The organism is Luteimonas sp. A501, from assembly GCF_054052085.1.
This window is the reverse complement of sequence record NZ_JBSVRI010000001.1, coordinates 207,339-222,214: the sequence shown is the minus strand read 5'-3', so window position 1 is coordinate 222,214 and position 14,876 is coordinate 207,339. Positions and strand designations below refer to the sequence as shown.

Sequence of the window (14,876 nt, the reverse complement as noted above, 5' to 3'; positions counted from 1 at the left end):
CCCCATGACCATGCCCCGCCTCTCGATCCTCGAACTCGGCCGCGTGCGCGAGGGCGGCGACATCCGCACCGCGCTCGACGAGGCCCGCGAACTCGCCCGCCAGGCCGAAGGCTGGGGCTACGAGCGCTTCTGGATCGCCGAGCACCACAACATGCCGGCGGTCAGCACCGCGGCGACCTCGCTGGTGATCGCCCACGTCGCCGGCGGCAGTTCGAAGATCCGCGTCGGCGCCGGCGGCATCATGCTGCCCAACCACGCGCCCTATGTGATCGCCGAGCAGTTCGGAACGCTGGCCACGCTGTTCCCCGGCCGCATCGACCTTGGACTGGGCCGCGCGCCCGGCACCGACCAGGTCACCGTGCGCGCCCTGCGCCGCGACCCCGCCAGCAGCGACCGGTTCCCGCAGGACGTACAGGAGCTGCAGGCCTGGCTGTCGCCGACGCGGCCCGGCCAGCGCGTCGAGGCCGTGCCCGGATCGGGCACCGAAGTGCCGCTGTGGATCCTCGGCTCCAGCCTGTTCGGCGCCCAGCTCGCGGCCGAGCTCGGCCTTCCCTTCGGCTTCGCCTCGCACTTCGCGCCGCAGATGCTGGACCAGGCGCTGTCGATCTACCGCAGCCGGTTCCAGCCGTCCGCGCAGCTCGACAAGCCGTATGCGCTGGTGGGCGTCAACGTGATCGCGGCGCCGACCGATGACGAGGCGAAGTTCCTCGCCACCTCGCAGCAGATGTCGTTCGCCGGGATCTTCCGCGGCGCGCGCGACCTCACCAAGCCACCGATCGACGACATCGAGCAGTACTGGACGCCACAGGAAAAGGCCCAGGCATCGCACATGCTCGCGCACAGCATCTACGGCGGTCCCGACACCGTGCGCGAAGGGCTCAAGGCGCTGATGGAGCGCACCCAGGCCGATGAGCTGATGGTGGTCTCCGACATCTTCGACTTCGACCACCGCCTGCGTTCGTTCCAGGCGGTCTCTGAAATCGCCTCGACCCTGTAAACCCCCACCAAACTCCTGCAGGAGCAGCTACAACTGTGATCGCATTGCGGCGGAACCCTTCGCAGCTATAGCTGCTCCTACAAAGCCGGTGTTGGCGATGGCCGGTTTCGCGGGCTTGCGCTAGGCTCGCCGCACACCATCCGGGGTCCGCATGGCCTATTCCCAGTTCCAGCTGCTGCGCGAGCGGCGCTTCCTGCCCTACTTCGCCGTGCAGGCGCTGGGTGCCTTCAACGACAACGTCTACCGCCAGGCCATCATCGGCCTGTTGTTCTACCTCGGCGTGGACAGCGAGCAGCGCACCCTCTACACCAACCTGGCGCCGGCGCTGTTCATCGCACCCTACTTCCTGTTCTCGGCCATCGCGGGGCAATTCGCCGAGAAGCTGGAAAAACAGCGCCTGATCGTGATCACCACGGCGATGGAGATCGGGATCATGTCGCTGGCCGGCATCGGCTTCATGCTCGGCAACATGCCGCTGCTGCTGGTGGCGCTGTTCGCCACCGGCATGCAGTCGACGCTGTTCGGGCCGGTGAAGTATTCGATCCTGCCGGCGGTGCTGAAGCCTGAGGAACTCACCGGTGGCAACGGCCTGGTGGAGATGGGCACGTCGCTTTCGATCCTCGCCGGCATGATCTACGGCGGGCTGGTCTTCCAGGTCGCCGGCACCTGGGGCGCGGAGGCGGCCGCGGCCTCGGTGATCGCGTTGGCGGTCATCGGCAATCTGGTGGCACGCCTGATCCCGCGCGTCGATGCCGGCGCGCCGGAACTCAAGGTCAACTGGAACCCGGTGCCGGAGTCGGTCCGCATCTGGAAGCTGAGCCGGCGCACCCCGGCGGTGCGCAACGCGATCCTCGGCGTGTCCTGGTTCTGGTTCGTGGGCACGGTGCTGACCGCGCAGCTGCCCAACTACGCCGAACTGCACCTGGGCGCCGCGGAACGCTCGACCAGCCTCTATATCTTCGGCCTGGCGCTGTTTTCGGTCGGCGTGGGCACCGGCTCGCTGCTGTGCGAAAAGCTCTCCGCACGCACGGTGGAGATCGGCCTGGTGCCGCTGGGCGCGCTGGGCATCAGCGCCTTCATGCTGGATCTCTACTTCGCACGCAGCGGCCTGGCGCCGCAGGTGGGGCTCGATATCGCCGGCTTCCTCGCCGGCAACCACGGCTGGCGCATCGCGATCGACCTCACCGGCATCGGCTTCTCCTGCGGACTGTTCATCGTGCCGCTGTTCGCGTTGATCCAGAGCCGTACGCCGAAGCACGAGATGGCACGCGTGTTCGCCGGACTCAACATCCAGAATTCGGCCTTCATCGTCACTGCGGCGGTCACGGGGCTGGTGCTGCAGCAGGTGCTGGGCTGGAGCATCCCCCAGGTCTTCCTGGCGGTGGCGATCGCCAACCTGCTGGTCACGACGTGGATCTTCACCATCGTGCCCGAATTCGCGATGCGCTTTGTCAGCTGGCTGCTGGTGCGCACGCTGTACCGCCTGGAGCTGCACGGCATCGAGCGCCACGTGCCCGACGAGGGTCCGGCGCTGCTGGTCTGCAACCACGTGAGCTACATGGACGCGCTGATCCTGGCGGCGAGCATCCCGCGGCCGGTGCGCTTCGTCATGTACTACCGGATCTTCCAGATCCCGGTGATGCGATGGATCTTCAAGGCGGCCGGCGCGATCCCGATCGCGAGCCCCAGGGAGGACGCGGCGATGATGCAGCGCGCGTTCGACGGCATCGACGCAGCGCTTGCCGAGGGCGAGCTGGTGCTGATCTTCCCGGAAGGCCGGCTGACGTCGGATGGCGATATCGCTCCGTTCAAATCGGGAGTCGAACGCATCCTTGAACGCCGCCCGGTGCCGGTGGTGCCGATGGCGCTGCGCGGGATGTGGAGCAGCATGTGGAGCCGGCGCAGCGCGTCGGCCGCACGCGGGCGCCTTGGCCTGATGCGGGTGCCGCGTCGCTTCCGCGCGCACGTCGCGGTGATGGCGGACGCGCCGATTCCCGGCAGCGAAGCCGACGCCGCGCTGCTGGAAGCACGCGTGCGCGCGCTGCGCGACGACAAGCCCTGAGCGTACCCCTCCGGACCACATCCCCTCATGTAGGAGCAGCTATAGCTGCTCCTACGGGGAGGTGCGTCAGTTGACCCAGCCGGCGACGACGAACAGGGCCAGCAACGCGAGCCAGGCGAGGAGGACGCGCCAGACCAGGGACATGGCGTCGCGCATCGCCTGGTCCAGCGGGGCCTCGAGCACCGTGGCCATGGGCGCCGCCATCGGCGGCACGCCGGCGGCCCCGGGTTCGACACCGGCTTCGACGCGACCCTCGACGCCGCGTTCGGCGCCGGCCTCCACGGACCCCGCCTCCCGGACCGCATCGTCGAGTTCGCGACGCACGCTCGCGCGACCGGCCGCGGCGAGTACGTCGGCTCCCTGCGCCAGGCCGGTGCCGCCGGCGGCCTTCCAGGCCGACACCACCACGTCGAAGTTGCCCACCAGCGCCAGCGACAGCGCCATCAACTGCGCCACCGGCCAGTCCAGCAGCACCAGCAGCCGGCGTGCGCCCTCCACCGTGCCGGCCGGCAGATAGAGCGCGGGCTCGTCCTCTGCGGCGATGGCGACCAGCCGATACAGCAGCGCGCCCACCGCGCCCAGCACCACGAACCAGAACAGCACGCCGAACCAGCGTCGCAGGGCTGCGATGAAGACGCGACCGACCTCGTCGCCGGCGTCGGCGGCACCCGCCGCAGCCGGGGGACGCAGGCGCGCCAGTGCTTCGCGGCGCTCGGCAGAGTCTTCCGCATCGACCACCGCGGCCACGTCGACATCGAGATCCCGCGGGCCCCAGGCGTAGAACACCACGGCTACGCCGAACAGCAGCGCCGGCAGCCCGAAGGCCACGCCGTGCAGCAGCCATTGCAGGAAACCGACCACCAGCAGCACCGGGACCAGCGCCAGCAGCAGGCCCCAGCGCCCGCGCCAGAACGCATCCTCGCGCAAGCGACCGTCCAGCCAGCGCAGCAGGGCGCGATACCAGCCGTCGTCGCGGACGGCAGCGGCAAACCAGGGCGCCAGGTGCCCGAGCACCAGCGCAACCACTACCGCGAACAGGGTCGGAAACATGGCCTGATTCTAGCGCCAGCCGGCGAAGGCGACCGCCCTCACCCCCGGCTGTCGTGCCAGCGCTCGATCAGCCAGCGCGAGATCGAGATCGTCGGTGACAGCAGCAGCCCGTCGGGGCCGGATTCGCCGCGCAGCGCGGCGCCGACTTCGCCACGGGTGAACCAGCGCGCATCCTCGAGCTCGTCGCTCAGGCACTGCGGCACGTCGGGTGCGGCGTCGGCCTCGAAGCCGAGCATCAGCGACGAGGGGAACGGCCAAGGCTGCGACGCCAGGTAGCGGCAGCCGAGCACGCGCACTCCGGATTCCTCGTGGACCTCGCGAACCACCGTCTGCTCCAGCGACTCGCCCGGCTCGACGAATCCCGCCAGCACCGAATAGCGCCGCGGTGCCCAGCCGGGGCCGCGGCCGAGCAGCAGGCGCTCGCCGTCGCTCACCGCGACGATCATCGCCGGATCGGTGCGCGGATAGTGCTCGAGCCCGCAGCCGCCGCAGCAGCCAAGCCAGCCCGCACGCCGGTACTCGAGCGCCGCGCCGCAGGCCCCGCAGTAGCGGTGCCGCGCGCGCCAGTGCAGCACCGCGCGCGCCTGGGCGAAGGCGGTGGCCTCGAAATCCGGCCACTGCGCGGCCGCGTTGCGCAGGTCGACGCCGGGCGGCGGCGGCGTGGCAGCGGCGCCGCGCGTGTCCGCGGCGTCTTCCGCGCGCACCGCGAACCAGCCCTCGTCGCCGCGCAGGCCCAGGAACAGGGCCGCGCCGGGTCCATCGGCAAGATCGGCCGCCGGCGGCGCGAACACCGAGCCATCGGCCGTCGCCCACGCGCGGCCCTCGGCATCGAGCACCAGCGCACGCCCGGTGGCCCACAGCCGGGCCAGGGCCTCGTTGTCGTCACGGATATTCTCGGCGCGATCCAGCGGCGCCTCGACGAAGGCGAACGGCGCCGCGCGCCGCGGGCTCATGCGGTGAAGCTGCTGCCGCAGCCGCAGGTCGACTTCGCGTTCGGGTTGCGGATGGTGAACTGCGCGCCATGCAGGCTTTCGACATAGTCGACCGCCGCGCCCATCAGGTACTGCAGGCTCAGCGGGTCGACCAGCAGCGTCACGCCATCGGTCGCCACGGCGAGGTCGTCATCGCCCTGCTCTTCGTCGAACTCGAAGCCGTACTGGAAACCCGAGCAGCCGCCGCCCTGGATATAGACGCGCAGTTTGAGGGCGTCGTTGCCCTCTTCGGCGATCAGTTCGCGGACCTTGGCCGCAGCCGACGGGGTGAACTCCAGCGGGCGGTCGAGCGACTGGTAGCCGGGGGCGGAAAGATCGATGGTGGTGCTCATGCCATCAAGCATGGGGGGTGGGACCGTGGGCTTCAAGCGTCCGGCGCGGAACGTGGCGTCGCCGCGGTGGCGTCGGCCCAGGTGAAGGACTCCTCCACCGCCTGGCCACGCGGCGGCGCCAGGCGCACGATCACGCGCAGCGGCTTGAAGCCTTCGGGCAGCATCAGGTCGCCGTCGACCTGCTGGAAGTACTTGAAGGAATACTCCACGCCCGGCGCATCGTCGAGCTGGCGCAGCGCGGTCCAGTCCAGGCGCTCCAGGCTGTCGTTGCGCGAGCCTTCCACTTCAATGGTTAGGTTCCCGCTGCTCACCGCTGCCCGGTTCAGGGTCTGGGTCAGGGTGGCGGTGAAGTGCCAGGCACCTTCGCCCTGCGACTGCAGGCGCAGGCCGTGCACGGTCAGCCCGCGGCGCTGGCTGGTGCTGCCGACCAGGCGCTCGTAGAAGGCGACGTCGGCGCGCAGGGCCGAGATTTCCTCGTCGCGTTCGGCCAGCGCGAGCTGAAGGTCGCCGTTGGCCTCGCGGCTGACCTGGTCGGAGCGCGCGAGCGTCGCGACCTCCTGGCGCAGGCCGTCGATTTCGCCGCGAAGCGCGGCATCGTCGCTGCGACTCCCGCCGTTGGACACCGTCCAGGCACCCCAGACCCCGAACAGCAGGCAGGCCGCGAGCACGACCATCAGGACGATGTGCGCGCGCGGATGCGGGTGTTCGGGCGGTGGCGTGTCCGGCATCCACGCATGGTAACGCCCGCGCCTGAGCGCCGGGCGAACGGGGCGGTGCCTATACTTCGCGCCATCGCAGTCGATCGCAGCCCCACGGAGCACGGCCATGTCCGAAGCCCAACTGTTCGCCGCCGGCGTCCTGCTTGCCTGGCTGGCCGGCATCCGCGTCTACCTCACCGTGTTCGGCGTCGGCTTGGCCGGCGCGCTGGGCTGGCTGGAGTTGCCATCCGCGCTCGAAGTCACCGCATCGCCATGGGTGCTGGGCATCTCCGGAGTCCTGGCGCTGGTGGAATTCTTCGCCGACAAGATCCCGGGCGTCGACTCCGGCTGGGACCTGCTGCAGACGCTTGCGCGGGTGCCGGCGGGCGCCTTCCTGGCCGCGGCCGCGCTCTCGCCCGATGGCGACCTGTCGGCCGGCATGCTCGCCACCGGGGCCGGCGTGGCCCTCGGCAGCCATGTGCTCAAGGCCGGCAGCCGGGTGCTGATCAATGCATCCCCGGAGCCGCTCAGCAACTGGGGGGCCTCGGCCACCGAAGACGTCGCCACCATCGGCCTGCTGGCCCTGGCCCTGGCCAACCCGCTGCTGGCGCTGGGGATCGCGCTGGTACTGAGCCTGCTGCTTGCCCTGGGCCTGTGGTGGGTCTGGCGGCGACTGTTCCGGCGCCGCGCCGTGGCCGGCACGGGCTGAGCGCGACCGGCATCGCAGGACCGCGGCGCCGGTTCGTTGTAGGCTTGGCGATTCGGGGGGAGCGCAAGGTGCGCTGCGCCTCCGTCCCTGCCTACGGAGGTCTCCCGCAGTGAGTGCAGCACCCGGCACACGGACCGCAGCGGACACGGGCCAGGCAGCGCCCCTGCCCGGTGGTGCCGTTCGCGCCGAGTTCCCGCCGTCCGGCTACTGGCGCCGCTGGTGCGAAGACGCCGCGCCGCCGGTGGCCGTGCAGGCCGATGCGCCTCCGGCCGAACCCCCGCCACCCGCGGTCACGCCCCCGGTCGCCGCCGACGGCAGCACCGATGCGCCCTACCGCGTGCTGGTTGTCGAGGACGACCTCAGCCAGGCGCTGTTCGCCGAAAGCGTGCTCAGCGGCGCCGGCATGCAGGCGGCGGTGGTGTCGGTGGCCACCGAAGTGATGGACTCGCTTGCGACCTTCCGCCCCGACCTGGTGCTGATGGACCTGCACATGCCGGGCATGGACGGCGTGGAACTGACCAACCTGATCCGCCAGGACCCCGCCTACGGCCACGTGCCGATCGTCTTCCTGACCGGCGACCCGGACCCGGAGCGCCAGTTCGAGGTGCTCGAGGTCGGCGCCGACGACTTCCTCACCAAGCCGGTGCGGCCGCGGCACCTGATCGCCGCGGTGCAGAGCCGCGTGCGCCGGGCGCGCATGCTGCAGCGCGAGCGCAGCGGCGGTGGCCGCCACCCGGTCACCGGCCTGTTCACCCGCTCGCACATGCTGCAGCGCCTGAACTCGATGATCCCCGGCGACGGCAAGGGCGCGCTGTTCATGGTCGAGATCGCGGGCATCGGCGTACTCCGCGATCGCTATGGTTATTCGGGGCTGGAGCAGCTGCTCACCGATGCCGCCGCCCGCATCGGCGAAGCCGCGGCCGGCCACGCCGTGTCGCGCCTGAGCGACAGCATCTACCTGATCCACGCCGCCGAACTTGAAGCCGGGCAGCTGCCGGAAAGCGCCCGCGCGCTCCGCGACGCGCTCGGCCGCGAAGGCTTCAGTGCGAACGACGAGGCGGTGCGCCTGCGCGCCTTCGTCGGCTACACCACCCTGGCCCATGCCTATGGCGATGCCAGCAGCGCGCTGGCCGCCGCCGAGCGCGCTCTGCGCGAGGCACGCGCCCAGCCCACCGCCGTTGCCGGCTACCAGCCGCCGCGCCAGCGCGACCACGACCAGGCCATGGCCGAATCCGTGCGCCAGGCGCTGGCGGACAACCGCTTCGAACTCGCGTTCCAGCCGGTGGTGGCCGTCGCTGGCGGTGACGAAGCACAGTTCCAGACCCTGCTGCGGATGCGCGGCACCGACGGCAAGCTGCTGGCCGCGGCCGACTTCCTGCCCGCCGCCGATGCCGCCGACCTGATGCACGACATCGATGCGCGCGTGCTGGAACTGGCGGTGACCGTGCTCCACCAGCGCACGGCCGACGGCCGGCCGGTACGCCTGTTTGTTTCGCAATCCGCACGCAGCCTGGCCCGCGACGGCCACGCCGACCACGTGCTGGGCATGCTTGCCGCCTACGGCGTCGAGGGCACGCGGATCGTGATCGACGTGCGCCAGGACGAAGCCCTGATCCACGCCTTGGCGCTGCGCGAGTTCTGCGACGCCATGGTGCCCGCCGGAGTGCAGCTGTGCCTTGGCCAGTACCAGTCCGGCCGCGAGGCCGACGCCCTGCTCGGGCAGCTGCCGCTGGGCTACGTGCGGCTGGCCTCGCGCTATTCGCAGAAGCTCGACGACCCGGCCGTGCGCGATGAAATGCGCCAGGCCATCGAGCGCGCGCACCGCCTGGGCCTGTGCGTCATCGGCCAGCAGGTGGAGGATCCGCAGGCCGCGGCCACGCTCTGGATGAGCGGCGTCGACTTCATCCAGGGCAACCTGGTGCAGCAGGCCGCGGGAGAAATGGACTTCGACTTCCACCACTCGGTGCTCTGACATGCTGACACGCGGACGACCCTCGGCAATCATGCTCCGCTGGCTCGCGCTGGGCGCGGCCGCAGGCGCCACCCTGTCCCTGGTGCTGGACGCCCTCGGGCTGGAAGGGCCCTGGGAGCATGCCGCGCTGGTGCTGGTGCTGCTGGTGCTGTTCGCGGTCATCGCCATCCACGTCAGCGTGCGCCGCCGCGACCAGGAAATGGACGAGGCCGACGAGCGCGCGCGCCGCGACGAGGCGGTGATGGAACAGCTGCAGGCGCAGATCGAGCAGCACACCCAGCTCGAAGCGCAGATGCGCCAGGCCAAGCAGGCGGCGGAATCGGCGGTGATGGCCAAGGGCGAGTTCCTGGCCACGATGAGCCACGAGATCCGCACCCCGCTCAACGGCATCGTGCCGATGCTGGACCTGCTGATGCACGCCCGCCTGGCACCCGACCACGCCGAACTGGTGCGCACCGCGTACACGTCGTCGCAGCAGATGCTGCGCATCGTCGACGACATCCTCGACTACTCCAAGCTCGAGGCCGACAAGCTCGAACTCGAGAGCACCGGCTTCAACCTGCGCGAACTGCTTGATGGCGTGATGCAGCTGTTGGACCGCCCGGCCCAGGGCAAGGGCCTGCGCATGAGCCTCAACATCGACCCGGCCGTGCGCCTGGCCGTGCGCGGCGACCCGGTGCGCCTGCGCCAGGTGCTGGGCAACCTGGTGTCGAACGCGGTGAAGTTCACCGAGCGCGGCTCGGTGACGGTGACGGTGCGTCGCAACGGCGAGACCGCCGCCCAGCACCAGCTGCGTTTCGAAGTGCGCGACACCGGCATCGGCATCCCGGCAAGCTCGCAGACGCGCCTGTTCCAGGCCTTCAGCCAGGCCGATGCCTCGACCACCCGCCTGTACGGCGGCACCGGCCTGGGCCTGGCGATCTCCAAGCGCATCGTCGAACTGATGGGCGGCCGCATCGGCGTGGAGTCCGAAGCCGGCCACGGCGCCACCTTCTGGTTCGAGATCCCGCTGCTCAAGGCCGCCGGCGACATGCCCAACAACCTTGACGACAACACCGCCCGCGGCCGCCTGCTGCTGCTCAGCGCCGACCCGCGCCTGCGCCTGCGGCTGTCGATGCTGCTGCCCAATTGGGGCCTGCGCGTGAGCGCGGTCGAAACCACCCAGGAAGCCCTCGACCGCCTGCGCGCGGCCTCCAACCAGGGCGCGCCCTGGGCCTATTCCCTCGTGCTGGCGGACCTTGCCGGCATGCGCAGCACCGCGGTGGCCCTGCACCGCAACCTCGGCCGCCAGGCCGTCTACGGCGACCTCAAGCTGGTCTGCCTGTACGGGGATGATCCGGTCCCCGAAGAACTGCAACGCAGCGTCACCCTCCTCAGCCGGCAGTCCCCCGACGCCGATCTCCGTGCCGCCCTGCTGGGCGGGAACGCCGCACAGGCACCGGACAACGTCAGGGAACCCGTCTCCATGGCCAACGCCATCGCATCCTCACTGCCCTCGGCCCCGATTCGCGCCGCGCGCGTGCTTCTGGTCGAAGACAACCCCGTGAACCTGATGGTGGGCCAGCGCCTGCTGTCGGTGCTCGGCATCACCTGCGACACCGCCAGCAACGGCGAAGCCGCGCTGTTGCGCATGGAAGCCTCGCGCTACGACGTCGTGCTGATGGACTGCCAGATGCCGGTGATGGACGGATACACCGCCACCCGCCGCTGGCGCGAGATGGAGCAGGACGCCGGCGACGGCCGCCACGTGCCGATCATCGCCATGACCGCCAATGCCATGGCCGGCGATCGCCAGAAATGCCTGGATGCCGGCATGGACGACTACCTCGCCAAGCCGGTGACCCGCAGCGAGCTGGAGCGCACGCTGGCGCGCTGGTGGAACGCCGAAGCGGCCGCGGCCGCCGCCCAGCGCGAAGCCTATGAAGTGGATCCGGAAACCGGCGACATGATCGGCTACGCCAACCACGCTGTCGGCACCGGGAGCGAGGGCGCCGAAGTAGAGGTCGAGTTCGTGGACGGGATTCCGCCCGTAGCCGGGCCGGATGACGAGGCAGATGATTTGTCGATTCCGACGACGGCGCTCGACGCTGGCACGGAATGGGCGAGACGGCCGACGCCTGCTTCCCCGGCTGCGCAGGCACCTGTGGCTGTGCAAGGCCCCGCGGATGCCGCGCCAGCACCGGCTTTCGCGGCACCGCCATCCACGCTTCCGCCCGTGCTCGACCACGAGATCCTTGAAGAGCTGCGCGCCATGCTCGGCGACGACCTTGACCACCTGATCGATGTCTTCCTGGCGGACACGCCGCGCCTGGTGGGTACCATGGAACAGGCCGCCACCGCCCCCGATTACGACGCCCTGCGCGACGCCGCGCATTCACTGAAGTCGTCCAGCGCCAACCTGGGCGCGATGTCACTGTCGGCCGCGGCCAAGCGCGTCGAACTGGGCGCGCGAGAGCGCCTGCTCGAGCGCCCCGCGGTGGCGGTGGCGCTGGTAGCCAACGAGTTCAACCGCGCCCGCGCGGCGCTGAAGGCCGCGAGCGCAGCCCAGGCCTAGCTCTGCAGGAGCGGCGGGGCTGTGTAGGAGCGGCCTGTGGCCCGATCGCAACTGTAGGAGCAGCTATAGCTGCGATCAGCCGCCCATCTTCCCTGTGGGAGCAGCTATAGCTGCGATCAGCTGCCCATCTTCGACTGCAGGTAATTCTGCTCGCCCACGCGGTTGATCAGGTCGAGCTGGGTCTCGATCCAGTCGACGTGCTCTTCCTCGGAATCAAGGATGTCCTTGAACAGCCGGCCGCTGGTGTAGTCCTTGATGCTGTCGCAGTACTCGATCGCCTCGCGCAGCAGCGGCAGGCCGTCGAGTTCAAGCGCCAGGTCGCACTCCAGGATCTCGCGCGGCGACTCGCCCACGCGCAGCTTGCCCAGCGCCTGGAAGTTCGGCAGCCCTTCGAGGAACAGGATGCGGTCCGCCAGCTGGTCGGCGTGCTTCATCTCGTCGATCGATTCCTCGTACTCGTGCTTGGCGAGGTCTTCGAGGCCCCAGTTCTTCAGCATCTTTGCGTGCAGGAAGTACTGGTTGATCGCGGTGAGTTCGTTGTAGAGCGCCTTGTTGAGGAACTCGATGACCTTGGGGTCGCCCTTCATGGCATGTCTCCGGCTGGCGTGGGGAAGGATCCTGACGACTCTAGCGCCAACGATCCCCACATGCCGGAACGCGAATCGTGATCATCCCCACCTTCATCCAGGTGGGTCCGATGCGAGCGCCTCAGGCCGCGTTGGCCAGCGGCAGGATCTGCAGGCCCCTGCGCGAAGCGGCCTCGTCTTCCAGCAGCGCCACCGCGGTATCCACGCAGCTGCCGCAGCAGGCGCCGGCGCCGGTACGCATGGTGAGCTCGGTCATGCTGCCGCAGCCTGCGGCGGCGGCCTCGCGAATCTGGTGGTCGGTAACCCCGTTGCAGACACAGACGTACACGGCGGACTCACGGTTCATGGGACGAACCGATTGTCGTTCCATATGAGAATGATTGTCAATCCTGAACGAGGCGCGTTCTCGTCATGGGCACCGGACGCCCGCGCCCGCGCTGGGTTTCCAGGCTGATCGTCGGCACCGCCCCGGGCCCCGCCACCTGGCGCGCGAACGGCGCCAGATGTTGCAGCGCCCGCGTATAGACCCCGCGCTTGAAGTTCACCACGTGTTCGAGCGGGTACCAGAAATCGACCCAGCGCCAGTGGTCGAACTCCGGCGTGTCGGTCAGGTCCAGGCGCAGGTCGACGTCGGCTCCGGTGAAGCGCAGCAGGTACCAGACCTGCTTCTGTCCGATGCACACCAGCCGGTCGTTGCGACGGATCGCACGCGGCGGCAACCGGTAGCGCAGCCAGCCGGGCGTTGCGCCCAGCACGTCGACGTGGCGGGCCTCCAGCCCGGTCTCTTCCGCGAGCTCCCGGTACATTGCCTCGAGCGGGGTCTCGTCGGAATTCATCCCGCCCTGCGGGAACTGCCAGCCGTCACGGCGCACCCGGCGCGCCCAGAACACGCGGCCATCCGGATGCATCAGAACGATGCCGACATTGGGTCTATAGCCGTCCGGATCGATCACGATGCGGACTCCTGAGGTCTTTCGACGCCTGCAGCGTCACTGCGTCCGACTCTGCCACGGGGCGCCGGAGGGGACAAGCCGGGCCGGGGGATTTGACGCGGATGCCGGGCGGGTGGACAATTGCGGGCTCGCCGCGCAACGCGTGCGGGCACCATGGCTATGTAGCTCAGCTGGTTAGAGCACAGCACTCATAATGCTGGGGTCGGTGGTTCGAGTCCACCCATAGCCACCAGATTTCACCGCAAAATCAATTGATTGCGCACAAGACCCCGCCTTCCAAGCGGGTTTTTTTGTGCCCAAATCCAGGGTCCGAGAAAAGCGGGGGTCGCCCGTCGAAGGCTCTTGCTGTCCGGACCCACCGCGACCCGAAAACGGCCTGTGCCCGGTTGAATCGCTCCGTGTTTCATAGACACCTCGCAGCCATGATCCACGGCAACAGCGGGAGTGGCCATGAGCAGCAAGCGATACACGGAAGAGTTCAGGATCAGGCGTCCAGGCCACCCAGGCAGAGATACTTGATCTCCAGGTAGTCCTCGATGCCGTACTTCGAGCCTTCGCGGCCGAGGCCCGACGACTTCATGCCGCCGAAGGGTGCGACCTCGGTCGAGACCAGTCCTTCGTTGATGCCGACGATGCCGTACTCAAGCGCCTCCGCGACGCGCATCACGCGCCCGATGTCACGACTGTAGAAGTAGGACGCCAGGCCGAACTCTGTGTCGTTCGCCATCCCGATGGCCTCGGCCTCGGTCGAGAAGCGGAACAGCGGTGCCACCGGGCCGAAGGTTTCCTCGGAGAATATCCGCGCCTCGCGCGTCACGCCGGTGAGCACGGTCGGTGCGAAGAAGTTTCCGCCCAGCGCATGCGCACCGCCACCGGTCAAAACCTTGGCGCCATTCGAGACCGCGTCGTCCACGTGCTCCTGCGCCTTGCGCACCGCCGCGGCGTCGATCAGCGGGCCGATCTGCACGCCGTCCGCGAACCCGTCGCCGACCTCCAGCGCGGACACCGCGGCTTCAAGCTTCGCGGCGAAGGCGTCGTACACGCCGTCCTGCACCAGCAGCCGGTTTGCGCAGACGCAGGTCTGCCCCGCGTTGCGGAACTTGGAGGCCAGCGCGCCCTGCACCGCGGCGTCGAGGTCTGCGTCATCAAAGACGATGAAGGGCGCATTGCCGCCCAGTTCCATTCCGGTCTTTTTGACCGTCGGTGCGCACTGGGCGATCAGCAGCGCGCCCACTTCGGTGCTTCCGGTGAATGACAGCTTGCGCACATCGGGATTCGAGGTCATCTCGCCACCGATCTCGCTGCCGGGTCCGGTTATCACGTTGCACACGCCCGGGGGCAGGCCGGCTTCTTCGGCCAACACCGCCAGTGCGATCGCTGAGAACGGCGTCTGGCTTGCCGGCCGCAGCACGCCGGTACACCCGGCCGCCCAGCCGGCACCGGCCTTGCGGGTGATCATCGCCGCCGGGAAATTCCACGGCGTGATCGCGGCGAACACGCCGATCGGCTCCTTACGCACGATGATGCGGCGGCCAGGCAGGTGCTCGGGAATGGTGTCGCCGTAAATGCGCTTGCCTTCTTCGGCGAACCATTCGATGAAGCCGGCGGCATAGGCGATCTCGCCGCGGCTTTCGGCCAGCGGCTTGCCCTGCTCGGCGGTCATGATCCGGGCGAGATCCTCCTGGTGCGCCATCATCAGTTCGAACAGCCGGCGCAGCGGTACCGCGCGCTGCTTCGCGGTCAGTGCGCGCCATGCCGGCCCGGCCGCCTTTGCCGCGGCGATGGCGCGCGCAGTATCGCGGGCACCCAGCGACGGCACGTGTCCGAGCACCCTGCCCGTCGCCGGATTGGTGACCTCGATGGTCTTTCCGTCACCGGCTTCGATCCACTGCCCGCCGATATGGTTCGCTTCCCGGAACAGCGCCGGACGCGCCAGCGTGGAAAGGAAGTCATCGTCTGCCATGTCGGTA

Annotated in this window: 13 protein-coding genes and 1 tRNA gene; 6 read left to right on the top strand and 8 right to left on the bottom strand. The window is 69.3% G+C overall.

The window, feature by feature from the left end; all coding sequences use genetic code 11:
- Nucleotides 1–10: 10 nt before the first annotated feature.
- A complete protein-coding gene (locus tag ACW7G5_RS01000) occupies nucleotides 11–997 on the top strand; it encodes an LLM class flavin-dependent oxidoreductase (RefSeq protein WP_457002798.1) in 987 nt (328 codons plus the stop codon).
- Between the two features lie 151 nt (nucleotides 998–1,148).
- Nucleotides 1,149–3,059, top strand: a complete 1,911-nt coding sequence (locus tag ACW7G5_RS00995; RefSeq protein ID WP_457001044.1) for an MFS transporter — start codon at nucleotides 1,149–1,151, stop codon at nucleotides 3,057–3,059.
- A 66-nt stretch (nucleotides 3,060–3,125) separates the two neighbouring features.
- Here ACW7G5_RS00995 and ACW7G5_RS00990 read toward each other — a convergent pair whose 3' ends face one another.
- Genes ACW7G5_RS00990 through ACW7G5_RS00975 form a run of 4 tightly spaced genes read right to left on the bottom strand, consistent with a single transcriptional unit; the run spans nucleotide 3,126 to nucleotide 6,161 of the window.
- On the bottom strand, nucleotides 3,126–4,109 hold the full coding sequence (locus ACW7G5_RS00990) for a hypothetical protein (RefSeq protein WP_457001043.1): 984 nt from the start codon (nucleotides 4,107–4,109) through the stop codon (nucleotides 3,126–3,128).
- A gap of 38 nt (nucleotides 4,110–4,147) precedes the next feature.
- Nucleotides 4,148–5,062: an NAD(+) diphosphatase gene (nudC, locus tag ACW7G5_RS00985; protein ID WP_457001041.1), complete on the bottom strand. Its 915-nt coding sequence runs from the start codon at nucleotides 5,060–5,062 to the stop codon at nucleotides 4,148–4,150.
- A complete protein-coding gene (gene erpA / locus ACW7G5_RS00980) occupies nucleotides 5,059–5,433 on the bottom strand; it encodes an iron-sulfur cluster insertion protein ErpA (protein WP_343255788.1) in 375 nt (124 codons plus the stop codon). The genes nudC and erpA overlap by 4 nt, the downstream gene beginning before the upstream one ends.
- Before the next feature lie 32 nt (nucleotides 5,434–5,465).
- Nucleotides 5,466–6,161 (bottom strand): DUF6776 family protein, encoded by a 696-nt coding sequence (locus ACW7G5_RS00975; RefSeq protein ID WP_457001039.1) that lies wholly within the window; start codon nucleotides 6,159–6,161, stop codon nucleotides 5,466–5,468.
- Nucleotides 6,162–6,258: 97 nt separating this feature from the next.
- Here ACW7G5_RS00975 and ACW7G5_RS00970 point away from each other — a divergent pair, with 97 nt between their 5' ends.
- The 3 genes from ACW7G5_RS00970 (at nucleotide 6,259) to ACW7G5_RS00960 (ending at nucleotide 11,366) form a co-directional block, all read left to right on the top strand.
- Nucleotides 6,259–6,840 (top strand): DUF4126 domain-containing protein, encoded by a 582-nt coding sequence (locus ACW7G5_RS00970; RefSeq protein WP_457001037.1) that lies wholly within the window; start codon nucleotides 6,259–6,261, stop codon nucleotides 6,838–6,840.
- A gap of 109 nt (nucleotides 6,841–6,949) precedes the next feature.
- Nucleotides 6,950–8,812: an EAL domain-containing protein gene (locus tag ACW7G5_RS00965; RefSeq protein WP_457001035.1), complete on the top strand. Its 1,863-nt coding sequence runs from the start codon at nucleotides 6,950–6,952 to the stop codon at nucleotides 8,810–8,812.
- Between the two features lie 31 nt (nucleotides 8,813–8,843).
- The gene (locus ACW7G5_RS00960; RefSeq protein ID WP_457001033.1) at nucleotides 8,844–11,366 is read left to right on the top strand and encodes an ATP-binding protein; all 2,523 of its coding nucleotides are present in this window, start codon (nucleotides 8,844–8,846) and stop codon (nucleotides 11,364–11,366) included.
- Between the two features lie 116 nt (nucleotides 11,367–11,482).
- Here ACW7G5_RS00960 and bfr read toward each other — a convergent pair whose 3' ends face one another.
- The 3 genes from bfr to ACW7G5_RS00945 all read right to left on the bottom strand — a co-directional run bounded on the left by bfr (nucleotide 11,483) and on the right by ACW7G5_RS00945 (nucleotide 12,906).
- Nucleotides 11,483–11,953: a bacterioferritin gene (bfr, locus tag ACW7G5_RS00955; RefSeq protein ID WP_457001031.1), complete on the bottom strand. Its 471-nt coding sequence runs from the start codon at nucleotides 11,951–11,953 to the stop codon at nucleotides 11,483–11,485.
- Between the two features lie 121 nt (nucleotides 11,954–12,074).
- Nucleotides 12,075–12,281, bottom strand: coding sequence for a (2Fe-2S)-binding protein (locus ACW7G5_RS00950; RefSeq protein WP_457002796.1), 207 nt, complete (start codon nucleotides 12,279–12,281; stop codon nucleotides 12,075–12,077).
- Nucleotides 12,282–12,336: 55 nt separating this feature from the next.
- Nucleotides 12,337–12,906, bottom strand: a complete 570-nt coding sequence (locus ACW7G5_RS00945; protein ID WP_457001029.1) for an RNA pyrophosphohydrolase — start codon at nucleotides 12,904–12,906, stop codon at nucleotides 12,337–12,339.
- A 155-nt stretch (nucleotides 12,907–13,061) separates the two neighbouring features.
- Here ACW7G5_RS00945 and ACW7G5_RS00940 point away from each other — a divergent pair.
- A tRNA-Met gene (locus ACW7G5_RS00940) sits at nucleotides 13,062–13,138 on the top strand.
- Between the two features lie 252 nt (nucleotides 13,139–13,390).
- On the opposite strand, the gene ACW7G5_RS00935 is transcribed toward ACW7G5_RS00940, so the two are convergent.
- Nucleotides 13,391–14,869: an NAD-dependent succinate-semialdehyde dehydrogenase gene (locus ACW7G5_RS00935; protein WP_457001027.1), complete on the bottom strand. Its 1,479-nt coding sequence runs from the start codon at nucleotides 14,867–14,869 to the stop codon at nucleotides 13,391–13,393.
- Nucleotides 14,870–14,876: the final 7 nt, after the last annotated feature.